Consider the following 20179-nt stretch of genomic DNA (forward strand, 5'->3'; position numbering starts at 1 on the left):
AGGCCGATCCGGTGTCGGGAACGGGTCTGCGACATATCGCCGATACTTATATATCAATCAAAATAGTAGAGATTTGTCAAGGCGAGGAAAATCTTGGCGAGAACGATCGATGCACCGGAAACCGCCATTTTTGCCGCTAATCCGCCCCATAGCGGCGATGAAATGCGATCTATGATCAACGCTGATAGGTGGCGGTAGAAAAACTTAATTGAATCAGTAGACAATTCATGTTGGGCTTTACGGGACTTCACAAAAGGCCCGGACATGGCGGTTGTAACGATCAATGATATTCCCGACGCAGGGCGACGACAGGCCGCTGTTCCCGCGCGTCGCTTTTCGCTTTCACGCTTTGGCGGGCGCTGGCTTTCGCCGGTCGTGCTGTTGCTCTTGTGGGAGGCTGGTTCGCGGATCGGGCTGATCCCTGAGCGGACGCTGGCGGCGCCTTCGGCCGTGTTGGGTACGCTGATCGAGATGGTCATCTCCGGCGAGCTGCCATCCAACCTGCTGGTATCCTTCGCCCGCGTTGCCGCTGGCCTGTTGATCGGCGTCGGCCTTGGGCTGGCGTTGGGGCTGGTTGCTGGTCTGTCCCGCACCGGCGAACTGGCGGTCGATCCGCTCATGCAGATCAAGCGGACCATCCCGGCGCTGGCGCTGACCCCGCTGTTCATCGTCTGGTTCGGTATCGGCGAAACGCCCAAGGTGGCGCTGATCGCCTTCGGCACGATCTTCCCGGTCTATCTCAACCTTTATAGCGGCATCCGCAGCGTCGACCTGCGCCTGCTCGATGCGGCCAAGAGTTTTGGCCTCAGCCGATGGGAGCAGATCTGGCATGTGGTTCTGCCGTCCGCCCTGCCTTCGCTGCTGGTCGGCCTGCGCTATGCACTGTCGGTGTCGATCCTGGTGCTGGTCGTGGCCGAACAGATCAACGCATCGGCGGGCCTCGGCTATCTGATCAACAATGCCCGCGATTTCATGCGGACCGACATCATCGTCGTCTGCCTCATGGTCTACGCCATTCTCGGCCTTGGCGCCGACTGGCTGGTCCGCACCATCGAAGCCCGCGCCCTTATCTGGCGCCCCAGCATAGTGGAGCAATAAGCATGGACGCTCGCCACGGCTTTTCAACGATCGACAGCGCCGTACATCAACCGCATCCCGAACCCGTCGTTCGGTTGCGGGGCTTTACCCGGCGCTTTGGCCCCAACACCATCATCGATGGCCTGAACCTCGACATCGCGCCGGGTGAGTTCATTGCGCTGCTGGGCCGGTCCGGATCGGGCAAGACGACCTTGCTGCGGACACTGGCCGGTCTGGACGAAGTGCGCGGACAGGATGTCGAAGTCCCCGATTCACGGGCGGTCGTCTTTCAGGATGCACGCCTGCTGCCCTGGAAGCCGGTCTGGAAGAATGTGTCGCTGGGCCTGAAGGGCGATGGTGGTCGTGATCGGGCAGAGGCTGCACTCAAGGAAGTGGGGCTGGGGCATCGGATCGATGCCTGGCCGCTGACCCTGTCGGGCGGTGAGGCGCAGCGTGTAGCGCTGGCGCGGGCGCTGGTGCGGGAGCCCAAGCTGCTGCTGCTCGATGAGCCTTTCGCCGCGCTCGATGCGCTGACCCGCTACCGGATGCACGATCTCGTCCTGTCGCTCTGGCGCCGGCACAAGCCCGCCGTGCTGATCGTCACCCATGATGTGGAGGAAGCGATTGCGCTGGCCGACCGCGTGCTGGTGCTGGACAAGGGCCGGATCGTTGCCGAAGAGCGGATCACCGCGCCGCGTGGTGAGCGCACCAGCTTTGCCGGTCGGCTGCGTGAAAAACTGCTATCCTATCTGGGCGGTGATGATCATGGCGAGGGTGTCCTGCCCTTCCCGGTGGCGGCGGAATGAGCGCGCTCGCTACATTGGAACGCCCGGTGAACGCGCCCGTCAATATCGGGCGGCTGCGCGGATTCATCACCGCCTTCGCCGATTTGCTGGCGGCCACACGCGACGAGCAGGCGATATTGGAAAGCGGTCGGTCGCTGCTCGCTCGCCTGATCGCCACTGATGATTGGTTGCCGGAGGAATTCACCCGCCCCGATCCCGATCGCTATCAACAATATCTGCTGCATTGCGATAGCCGGGAGCGTTTCAGTGTCGTCAGCTTCGTCTGGGGGCCGGGGCAGGCGACGCCGATCCATGATCATAGCGTCTGGGGGCTGGTCGGCGTGCTGCGCGGTGTCGAGAAGGTGGAGCGTTTCCGCCGTCTGCCGACCGGCGGGCTGATCGCGGAGGGCGAAGACCTGTTGCGGGAAGGGGAGGTGGACGCCGTTTCCCCGCGCGTGGGCGATATCCATCGCGTGACCAATGGCCTGACCGACCGACCATCCATCAGCATCCATATCTACGGCGCCAATATCGGCGCTGTCGAACGGGCGACCTATGCCAGCGATGGCACGCCCAAGACCTTCATTTCGGGTTACGCCAATGGCGTGATCCCCAATCTCTGGGACAGATCGAAAAAGCCATGAGCACTGATATTCTAGACCGCGTTCAGACCAGCACGCCGCAGGACATTCGCCACGCCCTGCTGGTCGGCAGCGAAATCGCCGTGATCGACGTGCGCGAGGAACATGACTTCGCGCAGGGCCACCCGCTCTTCGCCGCGCAGATCCCGCTGCGTCGGATCGATGAGGAAGCCCGCTGGCGCATCCCGCGTCTCGACACGCCGATCATCGTCTATGATGATGGCGAAGGTCTGGCGCACAAGGCTGCGGTTCGTCTGGAAGCGCTGGGTTACAGCAATGTCCGTGAGCTGGAGGGCGGCCTGGCTGCCTGGCTGCATGCTGGCTATGAACTGTTCGAGGACGTCAACAGCTATAGCAAGGCGTTCGGTGAACTGGTGGAGCATCGTCGCTATACGCCCAGCCTGGCCGCGGAGGAAGTGCAGGCGCTGATCCGCGAGAAGGCCGACATCAAGATCCTCGATGCGCGCCGCTATGACGAATATAATACGATGAGCATCCCGACCGGGACCAGCGTGCCGGGCGCCGAACTGGTGCTGCGCGCGCGGACCATCGCGCCCGATCCCGATACCACGATCATCGTCAACTGCGCCGGTCGGACCCGTTCGATCATCGGTACCCAGTCGCTGGTCAATTCGGGTATTCCCAACAAGATTTTCGCGTTGCGCAACGGCACGATCGGCTGGACGCTTGCGGGGCAGGAGCTGGAAAATGGCCAGACCCGTGTCGCACCGGAAGTGGATGATCTGGCCGCTATCGAGGCGCGCGACCATGCGCGCGACGTCGCCTATCGCGCCGGGGTTAAGCGTATCGGCTGGGACGAACTGGAAGCGTTCAAGGCAGATACCGCCCGCACCCTCTATCTCTATGACGTACGCCAGCCACGCGACTATGAAAGCGGCCATTTGCCCGGTTTCCGCAATGCGCAGGGCGGGCAGCTGGTGCAGGAAACCGACCATAATGCGCCGGTGCGTGGCGCGCGCATCGTCGTGACCGATACGCTTGGCCCCCGTGCCGACATGACAGCTTCCTGGCTGGCGCAGCTTGGCTGGGATGTGTCGGTACTGGATGTCGACTGGTCGACCGTGACGCTGGAGAAGGGGCCGGATGGCGCACCGTCGCCGCGCGGGCCGGAAGGGCGCTACAAGCGACCCTATGAAGGCACCGACAACAAGGCTGCTGCGATGCAGGCCTATCTCGACTGGGAATATGGCCTTGTCGCCCAGTTGGAACGCGACGGCACCCACGGCTTCTACGTCATCTAAATATCAGGAGACAGCATATGAGCGTCAGGTTCATCGGCTATATCGGCTTCAACAATGGTTCGGAAACGCAGGCAGCGGTGCGCAGCCGGGCGCTCGACACCGATTATGTCAACGCGGCGGCCAAGGCGCAGGAAGAGGGCGGCTTCGACCGGGTGCTGATCCCGTTCGGATCGAACAGCCCGGAAAGCCAGATCGTGGCGGCCCATGCCGCCGCCATCACGACAAAGCTCGGCTTTCTGGTCGCCCATCGGCCCGGTTTTACCCAACCGACGGTGGCCGCGCGGCAACTGGCGACGCTCGACCAGCTTTCGGGCGGGCGGGTCGCGGTGCATATCATCACCGGCGGCGCCGATGAGGAAATGGCGCGCGATGGCGACACACAGACGGTGAAGGCGCAGCGCTATGCTCGCACCGACGAATATCTGACCATCCTGCGGCAGGAATGGACCGCCGCCACGCCCTTCGACCATCAGGGCAAGTTTTACGACATTCGTCAGGCGTTCAGTGCGATCAAGCCGGACAATCTGCCGGTCTTCTTCGGCGGATCGTCGGAAGAGGCGATCGATGTCGCCGGTCGCCATGCCGATGTCTATGCGCTGTGGGGCGAAACGCTCGAAGCCGTGCAGGACACGGTGCGGGCGGTGCGCAAGTCGGCGGGGCGCTATGGTCGCGATCCCGGCTTCTCGCTGTCGCTGCGCCCGGTGATCGCGGATACGGAAGAAGCTGCGTGGAAGCGGGCGGCCGAGATTGAGGAACAGGTGCGCGAAAATCGTGTCGCTGCCGGTCTGCCGCTGACTGGCCATCGCCCGCCCAATGCAGGCTCCCTGCGTCTGCTCGACACCGCCAGTGGCAATCGTCGCGACACGCGCCTGTGGACCGGCGTGGCTGCGCTGACAGGCGCTGCGGGGAACAGCACGGGACTGGTCGGCACGCCGGAACAGGTGGCTGATGCGATGCTCGATTATTATGATATCGGCATCGACCATTTCCTGATCCGTGGGTTCGATCCGCTGGGCGATTCCATCCTGTACGGCCGCGAATTGCTGCCTGTCGTGCGCCGCAAGGTGGCCGAGCGTGAGGCATCCAGCCTCGCACTGGCAGGCTGACCCATGTCGAAGAAGAAAGTCGCCATCCTGTCGGCGGCGCTTGTTGCGGTGGCGGGCCTCGGCCTTGCCGCCGCGACCTTTAAGCGGAGCGACGACAATGTCCTGCGCGTCGCCAATCAGAAGGGGCAGGTCAGGGCGATGATGCTCGCCTCGGGCGCTTTGGAAGGGGCGCCCTACACGGTCGAATGGTCGGAATTTCCGGCAGCCCAACCGCTGCTGGAAGCGGTGGGCGGCGGTGCGGCGGACCTGGGCCTCGCGGCTGATGCCCCGTTCATCTTCGCCTATCAAAGCGGCAGCCCGGTCAAGGCTATCGCCGTGCAGGCACCCGTCAATCAGGCGCCCGAAGCGCTGGCCGTGCTGGTTAAGAATGCGTCGCCGATCAGGAGCGCGCAGGATCTGGTCGGCAAGTCCATCGCCACCACGCGCGGTTCGATCGGCCATCATCTGTTGTTGCAGGCGCTGGAGCGGGCGAATATCCCGGCCGACAAGGTGCGGGTTACTTTCCTGACGCCGGGCGATGCCAAGGCGGCGTTCGACAGTGGGGCGATCGACGCCTGGGCGATATGGACGCCCTATACCAATGTCGCGATCAAGGAAGGCGCGCGCGCCGTGATCGACGCCAAGGATTATGGCCTGCCGCTCTATATCGACATCGCCCACGCGGATTCGATTGCGCCCAAGCACGCCCTGCTGGCGGACTTCCTGCAACGCGAGGCTAAGGCGGTAGCCTGGGCGCGGGCGCATCCCGATCAGTTCGCGCAGGTGCTGGCGAAGGAGACCGGCCTGCCGCTCGATATTGCCCGTGCCAGTTTCGACCGGAACAACCGCGTGTCCCAGCCGATCGATGCCAAGATCGTGGCGCATGAGCAGGAGATTACCGCGCGTTTCAGCAAGGCAGGGCTACTCAAGGGCGAGCGCGATGTTACGCAGGCCTTTGACACCAGCTTCGGCAAATAACAGGCCAGTCTGTCATGAAAATGACGCGATGACCGGCATTCCGTTCCAATAAGACTTTTCACGTCGCATTTTACCGACTAGAGGGCGCCCATCCCCGGGGGGCCGCTGATACGCGGCTGAGAGCTGGCCAGTCAGGCCACGACCCGTTGAACCTGATCCGGCTGATACCGGCGTAGGGAGGGTTGGTGGCCTGTCTGCTGTCCCTCCATGTGGAGTGGACGTGTAATGAAGAAGATGGCTCTTGTTTCCGTTGGTCGGGCTGCGCTGATGGCGCCGATGCTCCTTATGGCGCCGGTGGCGATGGCCGCCGATGGGGATGATAGTGATCGCGCGACGATCCAGGTCACTGGCCATCCCGATCCCGAAGGTCTGCTGCCCGATCAGACCGCGCCGAAGGCGGTGAGCGCCATCTCCACCGACTTCATCATCAAGCAGGCGCCGACACTGAACGCCTTTCAACTGGTCAACCTGCTGCCGGGCGCCAATGTTTCCAGCAGCGATCCCTATGGCCTGTCGGCTACGTCCAGCCTGACGATGCGCGGGCTGGGGCAGGACCAGATCGGTGTGCTGCTGGAGGGCGCGCCGCAAAATGATATCGGCTATTATTATGCCTATCCCTCGCAATTTGCCGATGCGGAAAATGTCCGCCAGATCGCGCTGGCGCAGGGCAGCGCTGACATCGACGCGCCGGTGGTGGCTGCGGCCGGTGGCCTGCTGTCCCTGACGCTGGATGATCCGAAGGCAGAGTTTGGTGGACTGGTGAACCTGTCGGTCGGTTCCTATGACGAACGGCGCGCCTTCGTGCGGTTGGACACGGGCGAGATCGGCAATAGCGGTTTCAAGGCGTTCGTCTCCTACTCGAACAACCGGGCGGATAACTGGCGCGGGGCGGGCTATGACAAGCGCCAGCATATCGACGCGAAGATCCTGCGCGAATGGGGCGACGGCAATCGGGCCAGTCTGGCCGTCTCCTATAATGATGCCATCACATCCACCTATCCCAGCCCCAGCAAGGCCGACTGGCAGGCCTATGGTCGCGAATATAATTTTTCGGAACGCTATAATGGCGGCGATACCAGCTATTGGAAGCTCTATCGCGGGCCGTTCCGCAACCTCTATTTCGCGGCGCCGATCCATCTGAAACTGAGCGACAGCCTCAGCTTCGACAGCAGCGCCTATGCTCAGTTCGGCCATGGCAATTCGCCCTATGGCACGCAGCTGGGCACGACCGGCAATTATCTCGGCACCGAAGAGCTGACCCAGCCGATCATACTGCCCGGCGCCGTGGATGGCGTGGCGACGGTGCTGGGCAACTGGACGGGCAAGCAGCGCCGCTTCGGTGATGTGAGCAAGTTCACGCTTCAGGCGGGCACACATAAGATCGTCGCAGGCCTGTGGTTCGATTATGGCACCGACCGGGTGACCCAGTCCTACACTTCCGTCAATGCGGACGGGCAGCCGGTCGACGCCTGGGGCTATCAGGACAAGGCGATCCGCACGGCGGACGGGCGGCTGCTCGCCTATGAAAACCAGCGGACCGTTACCGTGACCAAGGGCTTTTTCCTGGCGGACAGCATCGCGGTTACACCGAAACTGGGCATCGATATCGGTTTCAAGGGCGTCAGCCTGCTGCGCAATGGTCGTAATTATCTGCCCGGTCCGCAGTCCAAGGTGCATGTCGACAGCTTTGCCGCGCTGCCCCGCGCCGCGATCCACTATCAACTGGACGACCGGCAGCAATTATTCGCCAATGTGACGACCAATTTCCGCACGCCGAACGAATTCGCGCTCTATAACAGCTATTATGGCGGCGAGTTGGTCAGCCGGGGGACGAGCGCGCTCAAGAATGAATATTCCGTCTCGCAGGAAGTGGGCTATCGCTATATCGGCCCCAGCCTGTCCTTCTCGCTGACCGGCTTCCATTATCATTTCCGCAATCGTCAGGTGGCGACCGTGGTCAATAGCGGTGGCGCGCTGGTCAATTCCACGATCAATGGTGGCAGCCAGACATCCTATGGGCTGGACGGCGAAATCGACTATCGTCCGGCCAAGGGCATGAGCATCTATATCTCCGGCGAATATCTGCATACCCGGCAGGATGACGACCTGTCCGTCAATGGCGATTATCTGCCGACGAAGGGCAAGCGCGCGGTATCCAGCCCGCAATTCCAATTTGGCGTCGGCACCACCTATGATGACGGCCGGCTGTTCGGCAGCAGCGCGCTCAAATATGTCGGTCGTCAATATGCGACCTTCATGAATGATGAGAGCATCAAGGGCTATGCCACGCTGGACCTGTCGATCGGCGTGCATCTGGCCGGGCTGATCGACAAGCAGCGCACCGATTTGCGCCTGAACGCGATCAATATCACCAATCCGCATATATTGTCGGGCGTTCAGGCGATCAGCAGCAATGCGCAGGATGTGACCGGCCGCAACGGCACGCTGATTCCCGGTTCGGCCCCGACCTATTATATAGGCAGCGGCCGGGCGTTCGTGGCGACGCTGTCCCGGACCTTCTGAGCATGAGCGGCGCGGCGTCTCACCTCGTCCATGGCATGGGCATGGCGATGGAGGCCCCGACATGGCCTGCCATCACCATGGCCGATGCGGAGGCGGCGCTCGCGCATTTCCTGGCTGCGGGTCGGTTGATCGGATTGGACTGGCATTCGCCGCGTCCCTTTTCGGCTGCGACGCTGGCGCGGACCGACGGGGGCGAATATTTCCTGAAGCGCCACCATAAGTCGCTCCGCACACCGGCCGCGCTGGCGGAAGAACATGGCTTCATGGCGCATCTGCGCGCTGGCGGCGTGGCCGTTCCGGAGGTGTTGGAGGCGGCCAGCGGTGCCAGTGCGATCGGGCTGGGTGACTGGAGCTATGAACTGCATCGCAAGGCGCCGGGCGTCGACCTTTATCGCGATCGCCAGTCATGGACGCCGTTCCTGACGCATGACCATGGCTATGCGGCGGGGGCTGCTTTGGCGCGGTTGCATGGGGCGGCACGCGATTTCACCGCGCCGCCGCGTGGCCCGCATCCGCTGGTGAGCAGTTTCACCATCCTGCCTGCGCGTGATCCCCTGGGGGCGACGCAAGCCTATATGGCCCCGCGCCCGGCAGTGGCCGATTTTCTGGCGGATCAGCCATGGCGGCAGGAACTGGCGGACCTGTTCGGAGCACTGGGGGAGGGGCTGTCCGATCGGCTGGAAGGACAGCCGTCGCTCTGGACCCATAATGACTGGCATCCGACCAATCTTCTCTGGTCGGACGACGGCACGGTCAGCAGCATCTTCGACTTCGGGTTGGCGACGCAGACCTGTGCGCTGCACGATATCGCCACCGCCATCGAACGCTGCGCCATTCCCTGGCTGGAACTGGAAGGCGGCATATGGCGCGGCGTGGCCGATGCCGACGCGGCGCTTTCGATCCTCGCGGGCTATCGATCGGTCCTGCCGCTTGGTCGCGACGATCTTGAGACGATCATCCGCCTGCTGCCGCTCGTCCATATCGAATTCGCCCTGTCCGAGGTCGATTATTTCGCCGGGATATTAACCGATCGCGATGCGGCCATGATCGCGTGGAAGGACTATCTGATCGACCATGCCCGATGGTTCCTGTCCCTGCCCGGACAGGCCTTTCTGGCAGAACTGCGCCGGGGAGCATTGGCCTGATGTCGCTTCTGGAAATCGCCGGCGTTGCCATCAGCTTTCTGGGCATCTGGCTGACCGCCAAACGCCGGATGCTGTGCTGGCCGATCAATTTTCTGGCCTGCGCGCTCTATTTCAAGCTGTTCCTTGATGTGCGCCTCTATGCCGACATGGCGCTTCAGGCTTTGTTCGGTGCTGCCATCCTCTATGGCTGGTTCCAATGGGCGCAGGGCAGGAATGACGTAGGCGAAGTTGCCGTCGAACCGTTGCGCCCTGCGCGGGCATGGACGGGCCTTGCGATCGGCGCGGTCGGCGCGGCGGTGATCGGCTGGGGCACCAGTCGCTATACTGACGCCGCCTTGCCTTGGATGGATTCCGGGCTGAGCAGCTTCAGTCTGGTCGCGCAATATTGGACCGCGCGGCGCCATGCGGCCAGCTGGCTGCTGTGGATCGCGGTCGATATCCTCTATGTCGGCATGTTCCTCTTCAAGGAATTATGGCTGACGGCTGGCCTTTATGCGGCGATGATCATGCTTGCCATAGTGGGATATCGGCGCTGGCGGCAGGCGAAGGCCACGCTGTCCGAAGCGGCATAGGCAGCGTACACAGGCTTCGAACGTCCGGGATGGGGCGATAAAGTGACAAAAGCACCGCAAAATGTGCCTGAAATTGTCACCTTATGTCGCCTTTGCCAATTCCGCACGGACCGCTTTTTCAGCGCGTTCTTTCTCGACAATCAAAAGAGTCGATCGCAGGATAAGGAAGCGCGATCCGGTAGGACAGGTCATTCCCATTCTCGACAGCCACATCGGGGCAGCGCGTTAGCCGGGATATGCCCGCGCCGACCGGGAAATCGCATCCTGCTATGAGAACGCCTTTGTGACCCTTGAGACATTCTCATTGGGCGGCGGCGCCCCCCCACTCTAAACAGGCCGGCAAAGGAGTAAATCCATGGCCACTGTCCTGAAAGACGACCGTTTCCGCCAGTCCGATATCAGCGAAGCGGAGTGGAAGGTTCGCGTCGATCTCGCCGCCTTCTATCGTCTGTCGGCCCTCTATGGCTGGGATGATTTCATCTACACCCATATCTCGGCGCGGGTGCCGGGACCGGATCATCATTTCCTGATCAACCCCTTCGGCCTGATGTTCGATGAGATCACCGCATCCAGCTTGGTGAAGGTCGATCTGGACGGCAATGTGATCGGCGAGAGCGACTATGGTATCAACTATGCCGGCTATGTGATCCATTCCGCGATTCATGGCGCGCGCGACGATGCCCATTATATCGCCCATTTCCACAGCGCGGACGGCATGGCCGTATCGGCCCATGCAGAAGGGCTGCTGCCGCTCAACCAGCGCGCCTTGTCGCTGATTCCGCGTCTGTCCTATCATGATTATGAAGGGGTCGCGCTCAATCTGGATGAGCGGGAGCGCATCGTCGCGGACCTGGGCGACACGAAGATCATGCTGCTGCGCAATCATGGCACGCTGGCGCTGGGATCGACGCCGGGTGAGGCGTTCAGCGGCATCTATCATCTGGAGGAAGCTTGCAAGGCCCAGGTCCGCACCCTCAGCATCGGCCGCGACCAGGTGCTGATCGCGCCGGAAGAGGCGCAGGAGGAAGTGCGCCGTCAGATGAGCCGGGAGCGCAAGCCGGTGGAAGGCGCCAAATCCCATTACGACCTCGTCTGGGAAGCCGCCCTGCGCAAGGCGCAGCGTCAGGCACCCGGTTACGACATCTGATTTCCAAGGATATATTGCATGACACAGCGTCAGCTTAAACTCGGCCTCGTCCCCACGGGCGTCGGCGGTCCCGGCGACAGCAATCGCTGGCTGGACACTGATATTCCGGTCGACGCCAGCGTCAGCATCGACTGGTATATCGATGTGGTGCGTCAGGCGGAGGCGGCCAAGTTCGATCTCGTCTTCATCGTCGACAGCCAGTTCATCACGGCGAATTCGCCGCCGCATTATCTCAACCGGCTGGAACCGCTTACCCTGTTGTCTGCGCTGGCGGTGGCCACCAGCCGGATCGGGCTGGTCGGCACGCTGACCACATCCTATAACGACCCCTTCAATCTGGCCCGCCGTTTCGCCTCGCTCGACCTGATCAGCAAGGGGCGTGCGGGATGGAATGTCGTGACCAGTGGGGACGCGGGCACGGCAGGCAATTTCAGCCTGCCCGAACATTTCGACTATGACACCCGCTATCGCCGTGCGGTCGAATTTCTCGATGTGGCCCGTGGGCTCTGGTCGAGCTGGGAGGAGGGGGCGCTGGTGCGCGATCGCGCGACCGGCCAGTTCCTCGATGCCGACAAGCTGCACCGGCTCGACCATCGCGGCGAATTTTTTCAGGTGGTGGGACCGCTCAACCTCCAGCGTTCGCCGCAAGGGGAACCCGTCATCTTCCAGGCGGGCGACAGCGACCAAGGGCGCGATCTGGGCGCCACCATCGCCGACGCCATCTTCACCCACGCTGCCACGATAGAGCAGGGGCAGGCCTTTTACGCTGACCTCAAGGAGCGCGCCGTCCGTCAGGGTCGAGATCCGGATCAGATCGTCATCCTCCCCGGCTTCTCCGTCTATGTCGGCGATACCGATGCGGAAGCGCAGGCGATCGAGCATCATTATCGTAGCGTCGACCAGAGCTTCGATCAGGCGCTCGCTGAATTCGGCCGCCCCTTCGGCTGGTATGATTTCCGCCAGCATGATCCCGATGCGCCCTTCCCGGCCGAAGCGCTGGAGCATGCCAAGAGCAGCTTCTATACGCAGGCGAAGAAGGTGACGAATTTTGCCTTGGCACAGGGGCTGACCCTGCGCCAGACGGTGGAACTGCTTCGCGCCGGGCGCGGGAGCCCCTTTGTCGGATCGGCAGAGACGGTTGCCAATGAAATTCAGCACTGGTTCGAAGAGCGCGCGCTTGATGGGCTCAACGTCCATCTGGGCCATCCGGCGCAGTTCAAACGCTTTGTGCAGGAAGTCGTCCCGATCCTTCAGGCGCGGGGTCTGTTCCGTACCGAATATGAGGCGGATACGTTACGCGGCAATCTGGGTCTCACCATTCCGGCGAGCCGCCATCATGCCCCTTCGGCCCATCGCGACGCGGCATGAAACTATAAAAATTCATCGATATAGGCCGGGCAACACTCATTGGCGCAGAGCGGTGGGGGGCGTCACTATGATCCGGACCGCAAGGAGATCATGATGGCGACACTTCTCACCGCAACGCTCAGGGACCGTTTTGCCGCGCTGCAGGCGGAACGGGCGAATAGCTGGCCCGCCACGCAACTGGCCGCCAATGCCCGTCAGCGTCATATACTGATCGATCGGTTCGATCCGGCGGCAGTGGCGCAGGCGGGGTCTATCCTGCCGCCCACGGATTTCGACGATGTCGAGGGTGGCACGTTGTCGCTGGACGCGCTGACGGCCGAGGGACCGGCGGTGCTGATCTATTTCCGCTTCGCCAATTGCCCGGCCTGCAATCTCGCCTTGCCTTATTATGCCGAACAGCTGTTTCCTGCGCTGGCCGCCAAGGGCGTCCGCCTGGTCGCGCTCAGCCCGCAAAGGGCGGATGCGCTGAGGGAGATCAAGACGCGACATCGCCTGCCCTTCGTGGTGGCGACGGATCGGGACAATGGGCTTGCCCATCATCTGAGCATCACCTTCGAACCCGACGATCAGCCTTCGCCGCCACCCTCCGGCTGGATTGGCGAAGTGACTGGTACGGGAAGCTGGGCATTGCCACAGCCGACGGCCGCCATCCTCGGGCAGGGGCGGCAGTTGCTATGGCTGCAAGTCAGCCCCGACTGGCTCGATCGTCCGGAGGCGGACGCCATTCTTCAGGCTGTCAGGGAAGTCCTTTCTTAATTCCTCCTGTCGCAGAATTGCGAATCTGTCGCATTAGCTGTACGGCGACGTCGGTATCGAATCGACCGGATGGCGGCGATTTGCGACGAGGATAAGAAGGATAAGAGAGATGCTGAAACAGTCGGTTCTGCTGGCGGCGCTGCTGGGTCTGGGTTCGGCGGCGCAAGCGCATGAAATCTGGGTGGAGCGTGATGGCACGGGGCCTGCGCGCATCTATCTGGGCGAACCGGGCGAGGTGCAGCCCGAAGGCGGCGATCCCGAGTTCGAGAAGCTGAAGGCGCCGCAGTTGGTGCCTGCGTCGAAGGCTGCGCAGGTGCGCAAGGCCGGCTATATCGAAGTGGCCGCGCCTGCCGGAGACGTTCGCGTCATCGACGACAGCGTGTTCGCGCCTTGGGGCGAAGAGGGGAAGAAGGAGGGTGTGATCTATTACGCTCGCGCCGGACGTGCCGAAGCCAAGGCCGGCCTGCCGCTGGAAATCGTGCCGACCGCCGCCCATGCCGACAGCTTCACCCTGATCCGCGACGGCAAGCCGCTGGCCGCGACCAAGGTGACGGTGATTTCGCCTGACAAATGGTCGAAGAGCTTCACCACCGACGCGCAGGGGCGCGTCACCCTGCCGCTGAAGGACAAAGGCCGTTTCATCCTGTCGGCCACCCATGAGGAAAAGGGCGACCTGAGCCTGGCGGGACAGAAAGTGTCTACCCTCTACCACATGGCGTCGCTGACTTTCGTCAACGATTGAGGAATGATGCGGGGAACCTGAATGCATCAGGCTCCCCGCACCTCAATCAGGCGGCGTCGACCAGGACGATCTCGCTATCTTCGATCGCAGTGACGCGGATGACGTCGATATCGCTGATCGCGGCCCCGTCGCGGGCGTTGACGCGAACATCGTCGATCTGGATCGCGCCGCTGGCGGGCACCAGATAGGCCTTGCGATCGCGCCCGATCGGATATTCGGCGCTTTCACCGGCCTTCAGCGTCGCGGCGACGACCCGCGCATCGGTGCGGATGGCCAGCGCGTCATTATCATTGTCATATCCCGAAGCCAGCGTCACGAAATGACCGGCGCGGTCGCCCTTGGGGAAGGGGCGGGCACCCCAACTGGGCGCTTCGCCCTGACGGGTGGGGATGATCCAGATCTGGAAGATCTTCGTCGTCACATCTTCCCGATTATATTCCGAATGGCGGACGCCGGTGCCCGCACTCATCACCTGAACGTCGCCCGCTTCGGTACGGCCCTTGTTACCCAGGCTGTCCTCGTGCGTGATCGCGCCTTCGCGGACATAGGTGATGATTTCCATGTCGCGGTGCGGGTGCGGCGGGAAGCCGGTGTTCGGTGCGATCGTGTCGTCATTCCAGACGCGCAGATTGCCCCAATGGGTCCGCTTGGGATCATGATAGCCGGCGAAGGAAAAATGATGCTTGGCGTCCAGCCAGCCATGGTTGGCGCCGCCGAGGCTGTCGAAAGGGCGAAGTTCGATCATGCTCTTGTCTCCATGCGGGGGCGGGATGCCGCCTCGCGTTGGAACCGTCTTTAGACCTTGCGCACTTTCCCGATCAGAGAGATAAAATAGGGTATTATGTTCGAGGAAATCGAAAAGTGAATAATCCCGGTACGCCGACTTTTGACCAGTTGCGCATCTTCCTGACGATCGTCGATACAGGCAGTTTTGCCGCCGCCGGGCGTACGCTCAATCGGGCGGTGTCGGTGATCAGCTATGGCATCGCCAATCTGGAGGCGCAGCTGGGCCTGATGTTGTTCGAGCGGGAAGGGACGCGCAAGCCGCAACTTACCGTCGCCGGTCGGGCGTTGCTGGCGGAAGTGCGCAGCATCTCGCATGGCATGGATGGGCTGCGGGCCAAGGTGAAGGGGCTGCTCGACGGGCTGGAGGCGGAGGTCAATATCGCCATCGACGTGATGCTGCCCGCCGACCGGCTGGGCAGGGTGCTGCGCGCCTTCGCACGGGAATTTCCCACGGTGCAATTGCGCCTTCATGCCGAAGCGCTCGGCGCGATCACCGCCATGGTGCTGGACCGGGGCGCGGTGATCGGCATTTCCGGGCCGCTTTCCGCCGGTGTTGAAGGGATTGAGAGCATGGCGGCCGGGCTGGTCCCGATGGTGCCCGTGGCCGCACCGGATCATCCGCTGGGCCGTATGGACGCGATCGTGCCGGGGGCAGGGCGGGATTATACCCAGTTGGTGTTGACCGACCGATCGCGCTTCACCGAGGGGCGGGATTTCTCCGTCAGTAGTCCGAAGACATGGCGCCTTGCCGATCTGGGCGCGAAGCATGCGCTGCTGCGCGAAGGGATTGGCTGGGGCAATATGCCGTTGCCGATGATCGAGGCGGATCTGGTGGCGGGGACGCTGGTGCGGCTCGCCATGCCCGATCATCCCGGCGGCACCTATCGCTTTTCGGGCATCTGGCGGCGCGATACGCCGCCGGGACCGGCCGCATCCTGGCTACTCGACCAGTTTGTCGCGCTGGGTCAGGATGACCGGGAGCCGGATGGATTGAGCGACGTCTGATCCGGCTGGCTCGCGATCGCAAGCCAGCCGGTTTCGTTTCAGACGAGGTCGAACCGGTCTGCGTTCATGACCTTGACCCAGGCGGCCACGAAGTCGCGGACGAACTTTTCACCCGCATCGGACCCTGCATAGACTTCCGACAAGGCACGCAACTGCGAGTTGGAACCGAATGCCAGATCGGTACGGGTCGCGGTCCACTTCTGTTCGCCGCTGACCCGGTCGGAGCCGACGAACGTCTCGTCCGCTGCATCGTCCACCTGCTTCCAGGCGGTATTCATATCGAGCAGGTTGACGAAGAAGTCATTGGTCAATTGCCCGACACGGGTCGTGAAGACGCCGTCCAGCGATCCGCCATGATTGGCGCCCAGCACCCGCAGGCCGCCGACCAGCACCGTCATTTCCGGCGCGGACAGGCCCAGCAACTGCGCCCGGTCCACCAGCAATTCCTCCGTAGGCACGTTGAAGCGGACCTGGAGATAGTTGCGGAAACCGTCCGCCTTCGGCTCCAGCACGGCGAAGCCATCGACATCGGTCTGGTCCTGCGAGGCATCGGTACGACCGGGCGTGAAGGGCACGCTGATAGCATGGCCCGCAGCCTTCGCCGCCTGCTCGATGCCGACGCTGCCGCCCAGCACGATCAGATCGGCGACCGAGACGCCGGCCTCCGCCGCAATGCCTTCATAGACCGCCAGCACCCGGCCCAGTTCGGCCGGCTCATTGACGTCCCAGTCCTTTTGCGGGGCAAGGCGCAGGCGCCCGCCATTGGCGCCGCCGCGATGGTCGGACCCGCGATAGGTCACGGCGGAGGCCCAGGCGGTCTTGACCAGATCGGCCACCGACAGGCCCGACGACGCGATCTTGTCCTTCAGCGCTGCGATATCGGCAGTCACGGTGCCGCTAGCCGCCGGGATCGGGTCCTGCCAGATCAGGTCTTCCGCCGGCACTTCCGGCCCCAGATAGCGTGCCTTCGGCCCCATGTCGCGATGGCAGAGCTTGAACCAGGCGCGGGCGAAGGCGTCGGCGAAATAGGCCGGGTCGGCCCGGAACCGGTCCATGACCTTACGATAGTCGGGGTCGACCTTCATCGCCATGTCGGCCGTGGTCATCATCGTGGGTACCTTGACGCCGGGCGTATGCGCCTTGGGCGCCAGCGTCTCTTCGGGATTGCCGACCGGTTGCCATTGCTTGGCGCCCGCCGGGCTGCGGACCAGTTCATAGTCATGGTCGAGCAGCATGTCGAAATAGGTCATGTCCCAGGTCGTGGGCGTCGGCGTCCAGGCGCCTTCGATGCCGCTGGTGATCGTATGATCGCCCATGCCGCTTTCATGCCCGCTCTGCCAGCCAAGTCCCTGCTGGGCGATGTCGGCGCCTTCGGGCTCTGCGCCGACCAGCGAAGCGTCGCCTGCGCCATGGGCCTTGCCGAAGGTATGGCCACCCGCCGTCAGCGCGGCCGTCTCCTCGTCATTCATGCCCATGCGGGCGAAGGTTTCGCGAATGTCGCGGGCCGACTGGAGCGCATCGGGATTGCCGCCCGGTCCTTCGGGATTGACGTAGATCAGGCCCATCTGGATCGCGGCCAACGGGCTTTCCAGCGCCATGTCCTTTTCGGGCTGGATACGGGTTTCATTGGCTTCGTCGCCGACCCAATTTTCTTCCGTGCCCCAGTAAATGTCCTTTTCCGGCTCGAACACGTCGGCGCGGCCACCGCCGAAGCCGAAGACCGGCCCGCCCATGGATTCGATCGCGACATTGCCGGCCAGGATCATCAGGTCGGCCCAGCTCAGCTTCTGCCCATATTTCTGCTTGATCGGCCACAGCAGCCGGCGCGCCTTGTCCAGATTGCCATTGTCCGGCCAGCTGTTGAGCGGCGCGAAACGCTGCGAGCCGGAGGATGCGCCGCCGCGACCGTCGCCGGTGCGATAGGTACCGGCGCTATGCCAGGCCATGCGGATGAAGAAGGGGCCATAATGGCCATAATCCGCCGGCCACCAGGGCTGGCTGTCGGTCATCAGCGCGGTCAGATCCGCTTTCAGCGCGTCATAGTCGATCGTCTGGAATGCGGCGCGATAGTCGAAATCGGCATCCATCGGATTGCCCGACAGGCCGTTCTGCTGAAGAATGTCGAGCGACAGCTGATTGGGCCACCAGTCACGGTTGGTGCGACCCAGCAGGGTTCGGCTTGCCGCCTTATCCTTCATTGGACAGCCCTGTGTTTCTGTTGTCTTGGCATCCATATTCGTCACTCCTTGTCTTTCCCTGCATGTCCTTCTAGGCGGCGGCCGGGCGCAAGCCAAACCGGGAATATCGCTCTGTCTGATCGATAGATTGATGCGACATGGACCACCCCCGATGGAGCCGCGCAGGATGCGCTGTTCTCCGTTCTGTTCAATGTGGAAGGGGCAAAGACGTTCCCCCCGGTGTTGGTCGAAGTGGACGCGGCATTGATCGCTGCGAGCGGACTTTTGATAGCTGGCCAGCGATGCGCTGCCTGTAGACCTCTGGTTCGATAAGCATAGAATGGAGCGGGTGGGACTGGTGCAGTCGGTGGTTTTCATATGAGCGTTGAGAGCCTGACCGGGGCCGAGGCCGCCGTTCGCACGCTTCAGGCCCATGGTGTGCGCCATATCTTTGGCCTGTGCGGTGACACCAGTCTGCCTTTCTATGACGCCTTGTGCCGGCTGGACCATGGCATGGAGCATGTGCTGACCCGCGATGAGCGCAGCGCGGCCTATATGGCGGATGCCTATGCGCGGGTGACCGGCCGCGTGGGCGTGTGCGAGGGACCGAGCGGCGGCGGGGCGACCTATATCCTGCCCGGCGTGATCGAAGCGAATGAAAGTTCGGTCGCGCTGCTCTCCATCACATCCGACGTATCGGTGACGGCGCGCGGGCGCTATCCGTTGACCGAACTGGACCAGCGCGCCCTGTTCGCGCCGCTGACCAAATGGAATGCGGTGGTCGATCATGTCAGCCAGATCCCGCATATCTTCCGCACCGCCTTTCGCGCGGCGACGACGGGGCGGCCGGGGGCGGCGCATATCGGTCTGCCCTATGACCTGCAAAAGCAGCAGCTCGACGCGGCGGATGTCTGGGCCGATCCGCGCCATGGCTGTTTTCCCGCCTATCGCACCGGTCCGGACCCGGACCTGATCGCGGCAGCGGCGGACGTGATGCTGGCGGCCAGGCAGCCTGCCTTCATCTGCGGCGGCGGGGTCATCCTGTCGGGTGCGTGCGATGTGCTGACGGAACTGGCCGAGATACTCGATGCCCCCGTCGCCTCCACCGTCAGCGGTCATGGCGTGATTGCCGACGATCATCCGCTGGCCGTGGGTGTGGTCGGCGCCAATGGTGGCACGGACGAAACGCGCGCGGCGATTGCCGACGCTGACACGGTGATCTTCGTTGGCTGCCGGGCGGGATCGACCACCACGGAACATGGCACGGTGCCGTCGCGTGGCGTACCGATCGTCCATATCGACATCGATCCCATGGTCGTTTCGGGCAATTACCGGGTCGAGGCGGGGATTGTCGGCGATGCGTTGCTCTGCCTGTCGGCGCTGAAGATCGAGATCGAACGGCGGCTGGCGGGCGCACGGCTGCATAGTGGCGCGGCGGAACGGCTCGCCGGTCTGAAGGCAGCGAAGCGGGCCGGGTTCGACCGGTTGGCCGCATCGACTGATACACCGATCCGGCCTGAACGGGTGCTCGCCGCCTTGCAGAGCATATTACCCGCCGATGCGATCATCGTGGCCGATCCGGGCACGCCCTGTCCCTATTTTTCCGGCCATTATCAGTTCAATTCGACCGGCCGTCGTTTCATCACCAACCGGGCGCATGGCGCGCTTGGTTTCTCGCTCCCGGCTTCGATCGGGGCGCAGATTGGTGCGCCGGATCGCAAGGTCGTGGCGGTGATGGGCGACGGCAGCTTCGGCTTTGCCGTGGGTGAGATGGAGACAATGGTGCGCAAGGGGTTGCCGATCACCATGATCGTCTTTTCTAACGCTTCCTTCGGCTGGATCAAGGCGAGCCAGAAGGATGGCTATGGCGAACGCTATTTCTCGGTCGATTTCACGCGCGTGGATCATGCACGCATCGCCGAGGCCTATGGCGTGAAGGCCTGGACGGTGCGCGATCCGACCGAACTGGACGGGGTCGTGCGGCAGGCCGTGGCCCATGACGGACCCTCGCTGATCGACGTGATCGCACAGCCGCTGGAGCAGTCGGCCGTGCCGGTCAGCAAATGGATGGGATGAGGAGGGAGGTCGCCGACAGATGCGATCCGGTTCTATGATGGATTTTATGGGAGC

Annotated in this window: 18 protein-coding genes and 1 riboswitch; of the genes, 15 read left to right on the top strand and 3 right to left on the bottom strand. The window is 62.9% G+C overall.

Annotated elements, in window-relative coordinates; translation table 11 throughout:
- Positions 1-53 precede the first annotated feature (53 nt).
- Positions 54-284: a hypothetical protein gene (locus BMY84_RS29030; RefSeq protein ID WP_143075011.1), complete on the bottom strand. Its 231-nt coding sequence runs from the start codon at positions 282-284 to the stop codon at positions 54-56.
- Between BMY84_RS29030 and BMY84_RS08655 the strand changes: the two genes are divergently transcribed.
- From BMY84_RS08655 to BMY84_RS08715, 13 genes are all read left to right on the top strand, one after another.
- On the top strand, positions 265-1098 hold the full coding sequence (locus tag BMY84_RS08655; protein WP_256215167.1) for an ABC transporter permease: 834 nt from the start codon (positions 265-267) through the stop codon (positions 1096-1098). The genes BMY84_RS29030 and BMY84_RS08655 overlap by 20 nt on opposite strands.
- Positions 1099-1100: 2 nt before the next feature.
- Positions 1101-1883 carry an ABC transporter ATP-binding protein gene (locus BMY84_RS08660; RefSeq protein ID WP_093083127.1) on the top strand — a complete coding sequence of 261 codons (783 nt, stop codon included), beginning with the start codon at positions 1101-1103 and terminating at the stop codon, positions 1881-1883.
- The gene (locus BMY84_RS08665) at positions 1880-2506 is read left to right on the top strand and encodes a cysteine dioxygenase family protein (RefSeq protein ID WP_093083129.1); all 627 of its coding nucleotides are present in this window, start codon (positions 1880-1882) and stop codon (positions 2504-2506) included. The genes BMY84_RS08660 and BMY84_RS08665 overlap by 4 nt, the downstream gene beginning before the upstream one ends.
- The gene (locus BMY84_RS08670) at positions 2503-3765 is read left to right on the top strand and encodes a rhodanese-like domain-containing protein (protein WP_093083130.1); all 1263 of its coding nucleotides are present in this window, start codon (positions 2503-2505) and stop codon (positions 3763-3765) included. Before BMY84_RS08665 ends, BMY84_RS08670 begins: the two co-directional genes overlap by 4 nt.
- Before the next feature lie 17 nt (positions 3766-3782).
- Positions 3783-4871 carry an LLM class flavin-dependent oxidoreductase gene (locus BMY84_RS08675; RefSeq protein WP_093083132.1) on the top strand — a complete coding sequence of 363 codons (1089 nt, stop codon included), beginning with the start codon at positions 3783-3785 and terminating at the stop codon, positions 4869-4871.
- Between the two features lie 3 nt (positions 4872-4874).
- Positions 4875-5828 carry an ABC transporter substrate-binding protein gene (locus BMY84_RS08680; RefSeq protein ID WP_093083133.1) on the top strand — a complete coding sequence of 318 codons (954 nt, stop codon included), beginning with the start codon at positions 4875-4877 and terminating at the stop codon, positions 5826-5828.
- Between the two features lie 85 nt (positions 5829-5913).
- Positions 5914-6024, top strand: a riboswitch (TPP riboswitch).
- Between the two features lie 80 nt (positions 6025-6104).
- Positions 6105-8351, top strand: coding sequence for a TonB-dependent receptor (locus BMY84_RS08685; protein WP_371262407.1), 2247 nt, complete (start codon positions 6105-6107; stop codon positions 8349-8351).
- A gap of 2 nt (positions 8352-8353) precedes the next feature.
- Positions 8354-9496, top strand: a complete 1143-nt coding sequence (locus BMY84_RS08690) for a phosphotransferase enzyme family protein (RefSeq protein WP_093083136.1) — start codon at positions 8354-8356, stop codon at positions 9494-9496.
- Positions 9496-10068 carry a nicotinamide riboside transporter PnuC gene (gene pnuC / locus BMY84_RS08695; RefSeq protein WP_093083138.1) on the top strand — a complete coding sequence of 191 codons (573 nt, stop codon included), beginning with the start codon at positions 9496-9498 and terminating at the stop codon, positions 10066-10068. The genes BMY84_RS08690 and pnuC overlap by 1 nt, the downstream gene beginning before the upstream one ends.
- Positions 10069-10423: 355 nt before the next feature.
- Positions 10424-11215 (top strand): class II aldolase/adducin family protein, encoded by a 792-nt coding sequence (locus BMY84_RS08700; protein ID WP_093083139.1) that lies wholly within the window; start codon positions 10424-10426, stop codon positions 11213-11215.
- Positions 11216-11233: 18 nt separating this feature from the next.
- Positions 11234-12583 (top strand): LLM class flavin-dependent oxidoreductase, encoded by a 1350-nt coding sequence (locus BMY84_RS08705; RefSeq protein WP_093083141.1) that lies wholly within the window; start codon positions 11234-11236, stop codon positions 12581-12583.
- A gap of 90 nt (positions 12584-12673) precedes the next feature.
- Positions 12674-13339, top strand: coding sequence for a peroxiredoxin-like family protein (locus BMY84_RS08710; RefSeq protein ID WP_256215169.1), 666 nt, complete (start codon positions 12674-12676; stop codon positions 13337-13339).
- Positions 13340-13448: 109 nt separating this feature from the next.
- Complete coding sequence (locus BMY84_RS08715) at positions 13449-14081, top strand: DUF4198 domain-containing protein (RefSeq protein WP_093083142.1); 633 nt, start codon at positions 13449-13451, stop codon at positions 14079-14081.
- 46 nt (positions 14082-14127) lie between these two features.
- Here the strand turns inward: BMY84_RS08715 and BMY84_RS08720 are convergent, their stop codons facing one another.
- On the bottom strand, positions 14128-14826 hold the full coding sequence (locus BMY84_RS08720) for a pirin family protein (RefSeq protein ID WP_093083144.1): 699 nt from the start codon (positions 14824-14826) through the stop codon (positions 14128-14130).
- A 116-nt stretch (positions 14827-14942) separates the two neighbouring features.
- Between BMY84_RS08720 and BMY84_RS08725 the strand changes: the two genes are divergently transcribed.
- Complete coding sequence (locus tag BMY84_RS08725; RefSeq protein ID WP_093083145.1) at positions 14943-15872, top strand: LysR family transcriptional regulator; 930 nt, start codon at positions 14943-14945, stop codon at positions 15870-15872.
- A gap of 38 nt (positions 15873-15910) precedes the next feature.
- Here BMY84_RS08725 and katG read toward each other — a convergent pair whose 3' ends face one another.
- Entirely contained in the window at positions 15911-18106 is a 2196-nt protein-coding gene (katG, locus tag BMY84_RS08730) for a catalase/peroxidase HPI (RefSeq protein WP_093083147.1), read from the bottom strand.
- A 321-nt stretch (positions 18107-18427) separates the two neighbouring features.
- Here katG and BMY84_RS08735 point away from each other — a divergent pair, with 321 nt between their 5' ends.
- Positions 18428-20125, top strand: coding sequence for a thiamine pyrophosphate-binding protein (locus BMY84_RS08735; RefSeq protein ID WP_093083148.1), 1698 nt, complete (start codon positions 18428-18430; stop codon positions 20123-20125).
- Positions 20126-20179 lie beyond the last annotated feature (54 nt).

Origin of the sequence: Sphingobium sp. AP50 (genome assembly GCF_900109095.1) — a bacterium.
Classification (GTDB): Bacteria; Pseudomonadota; Alphaproteobacteria; order Sphingomonadales; family Sphingomonadaceae; genus Sphingobium.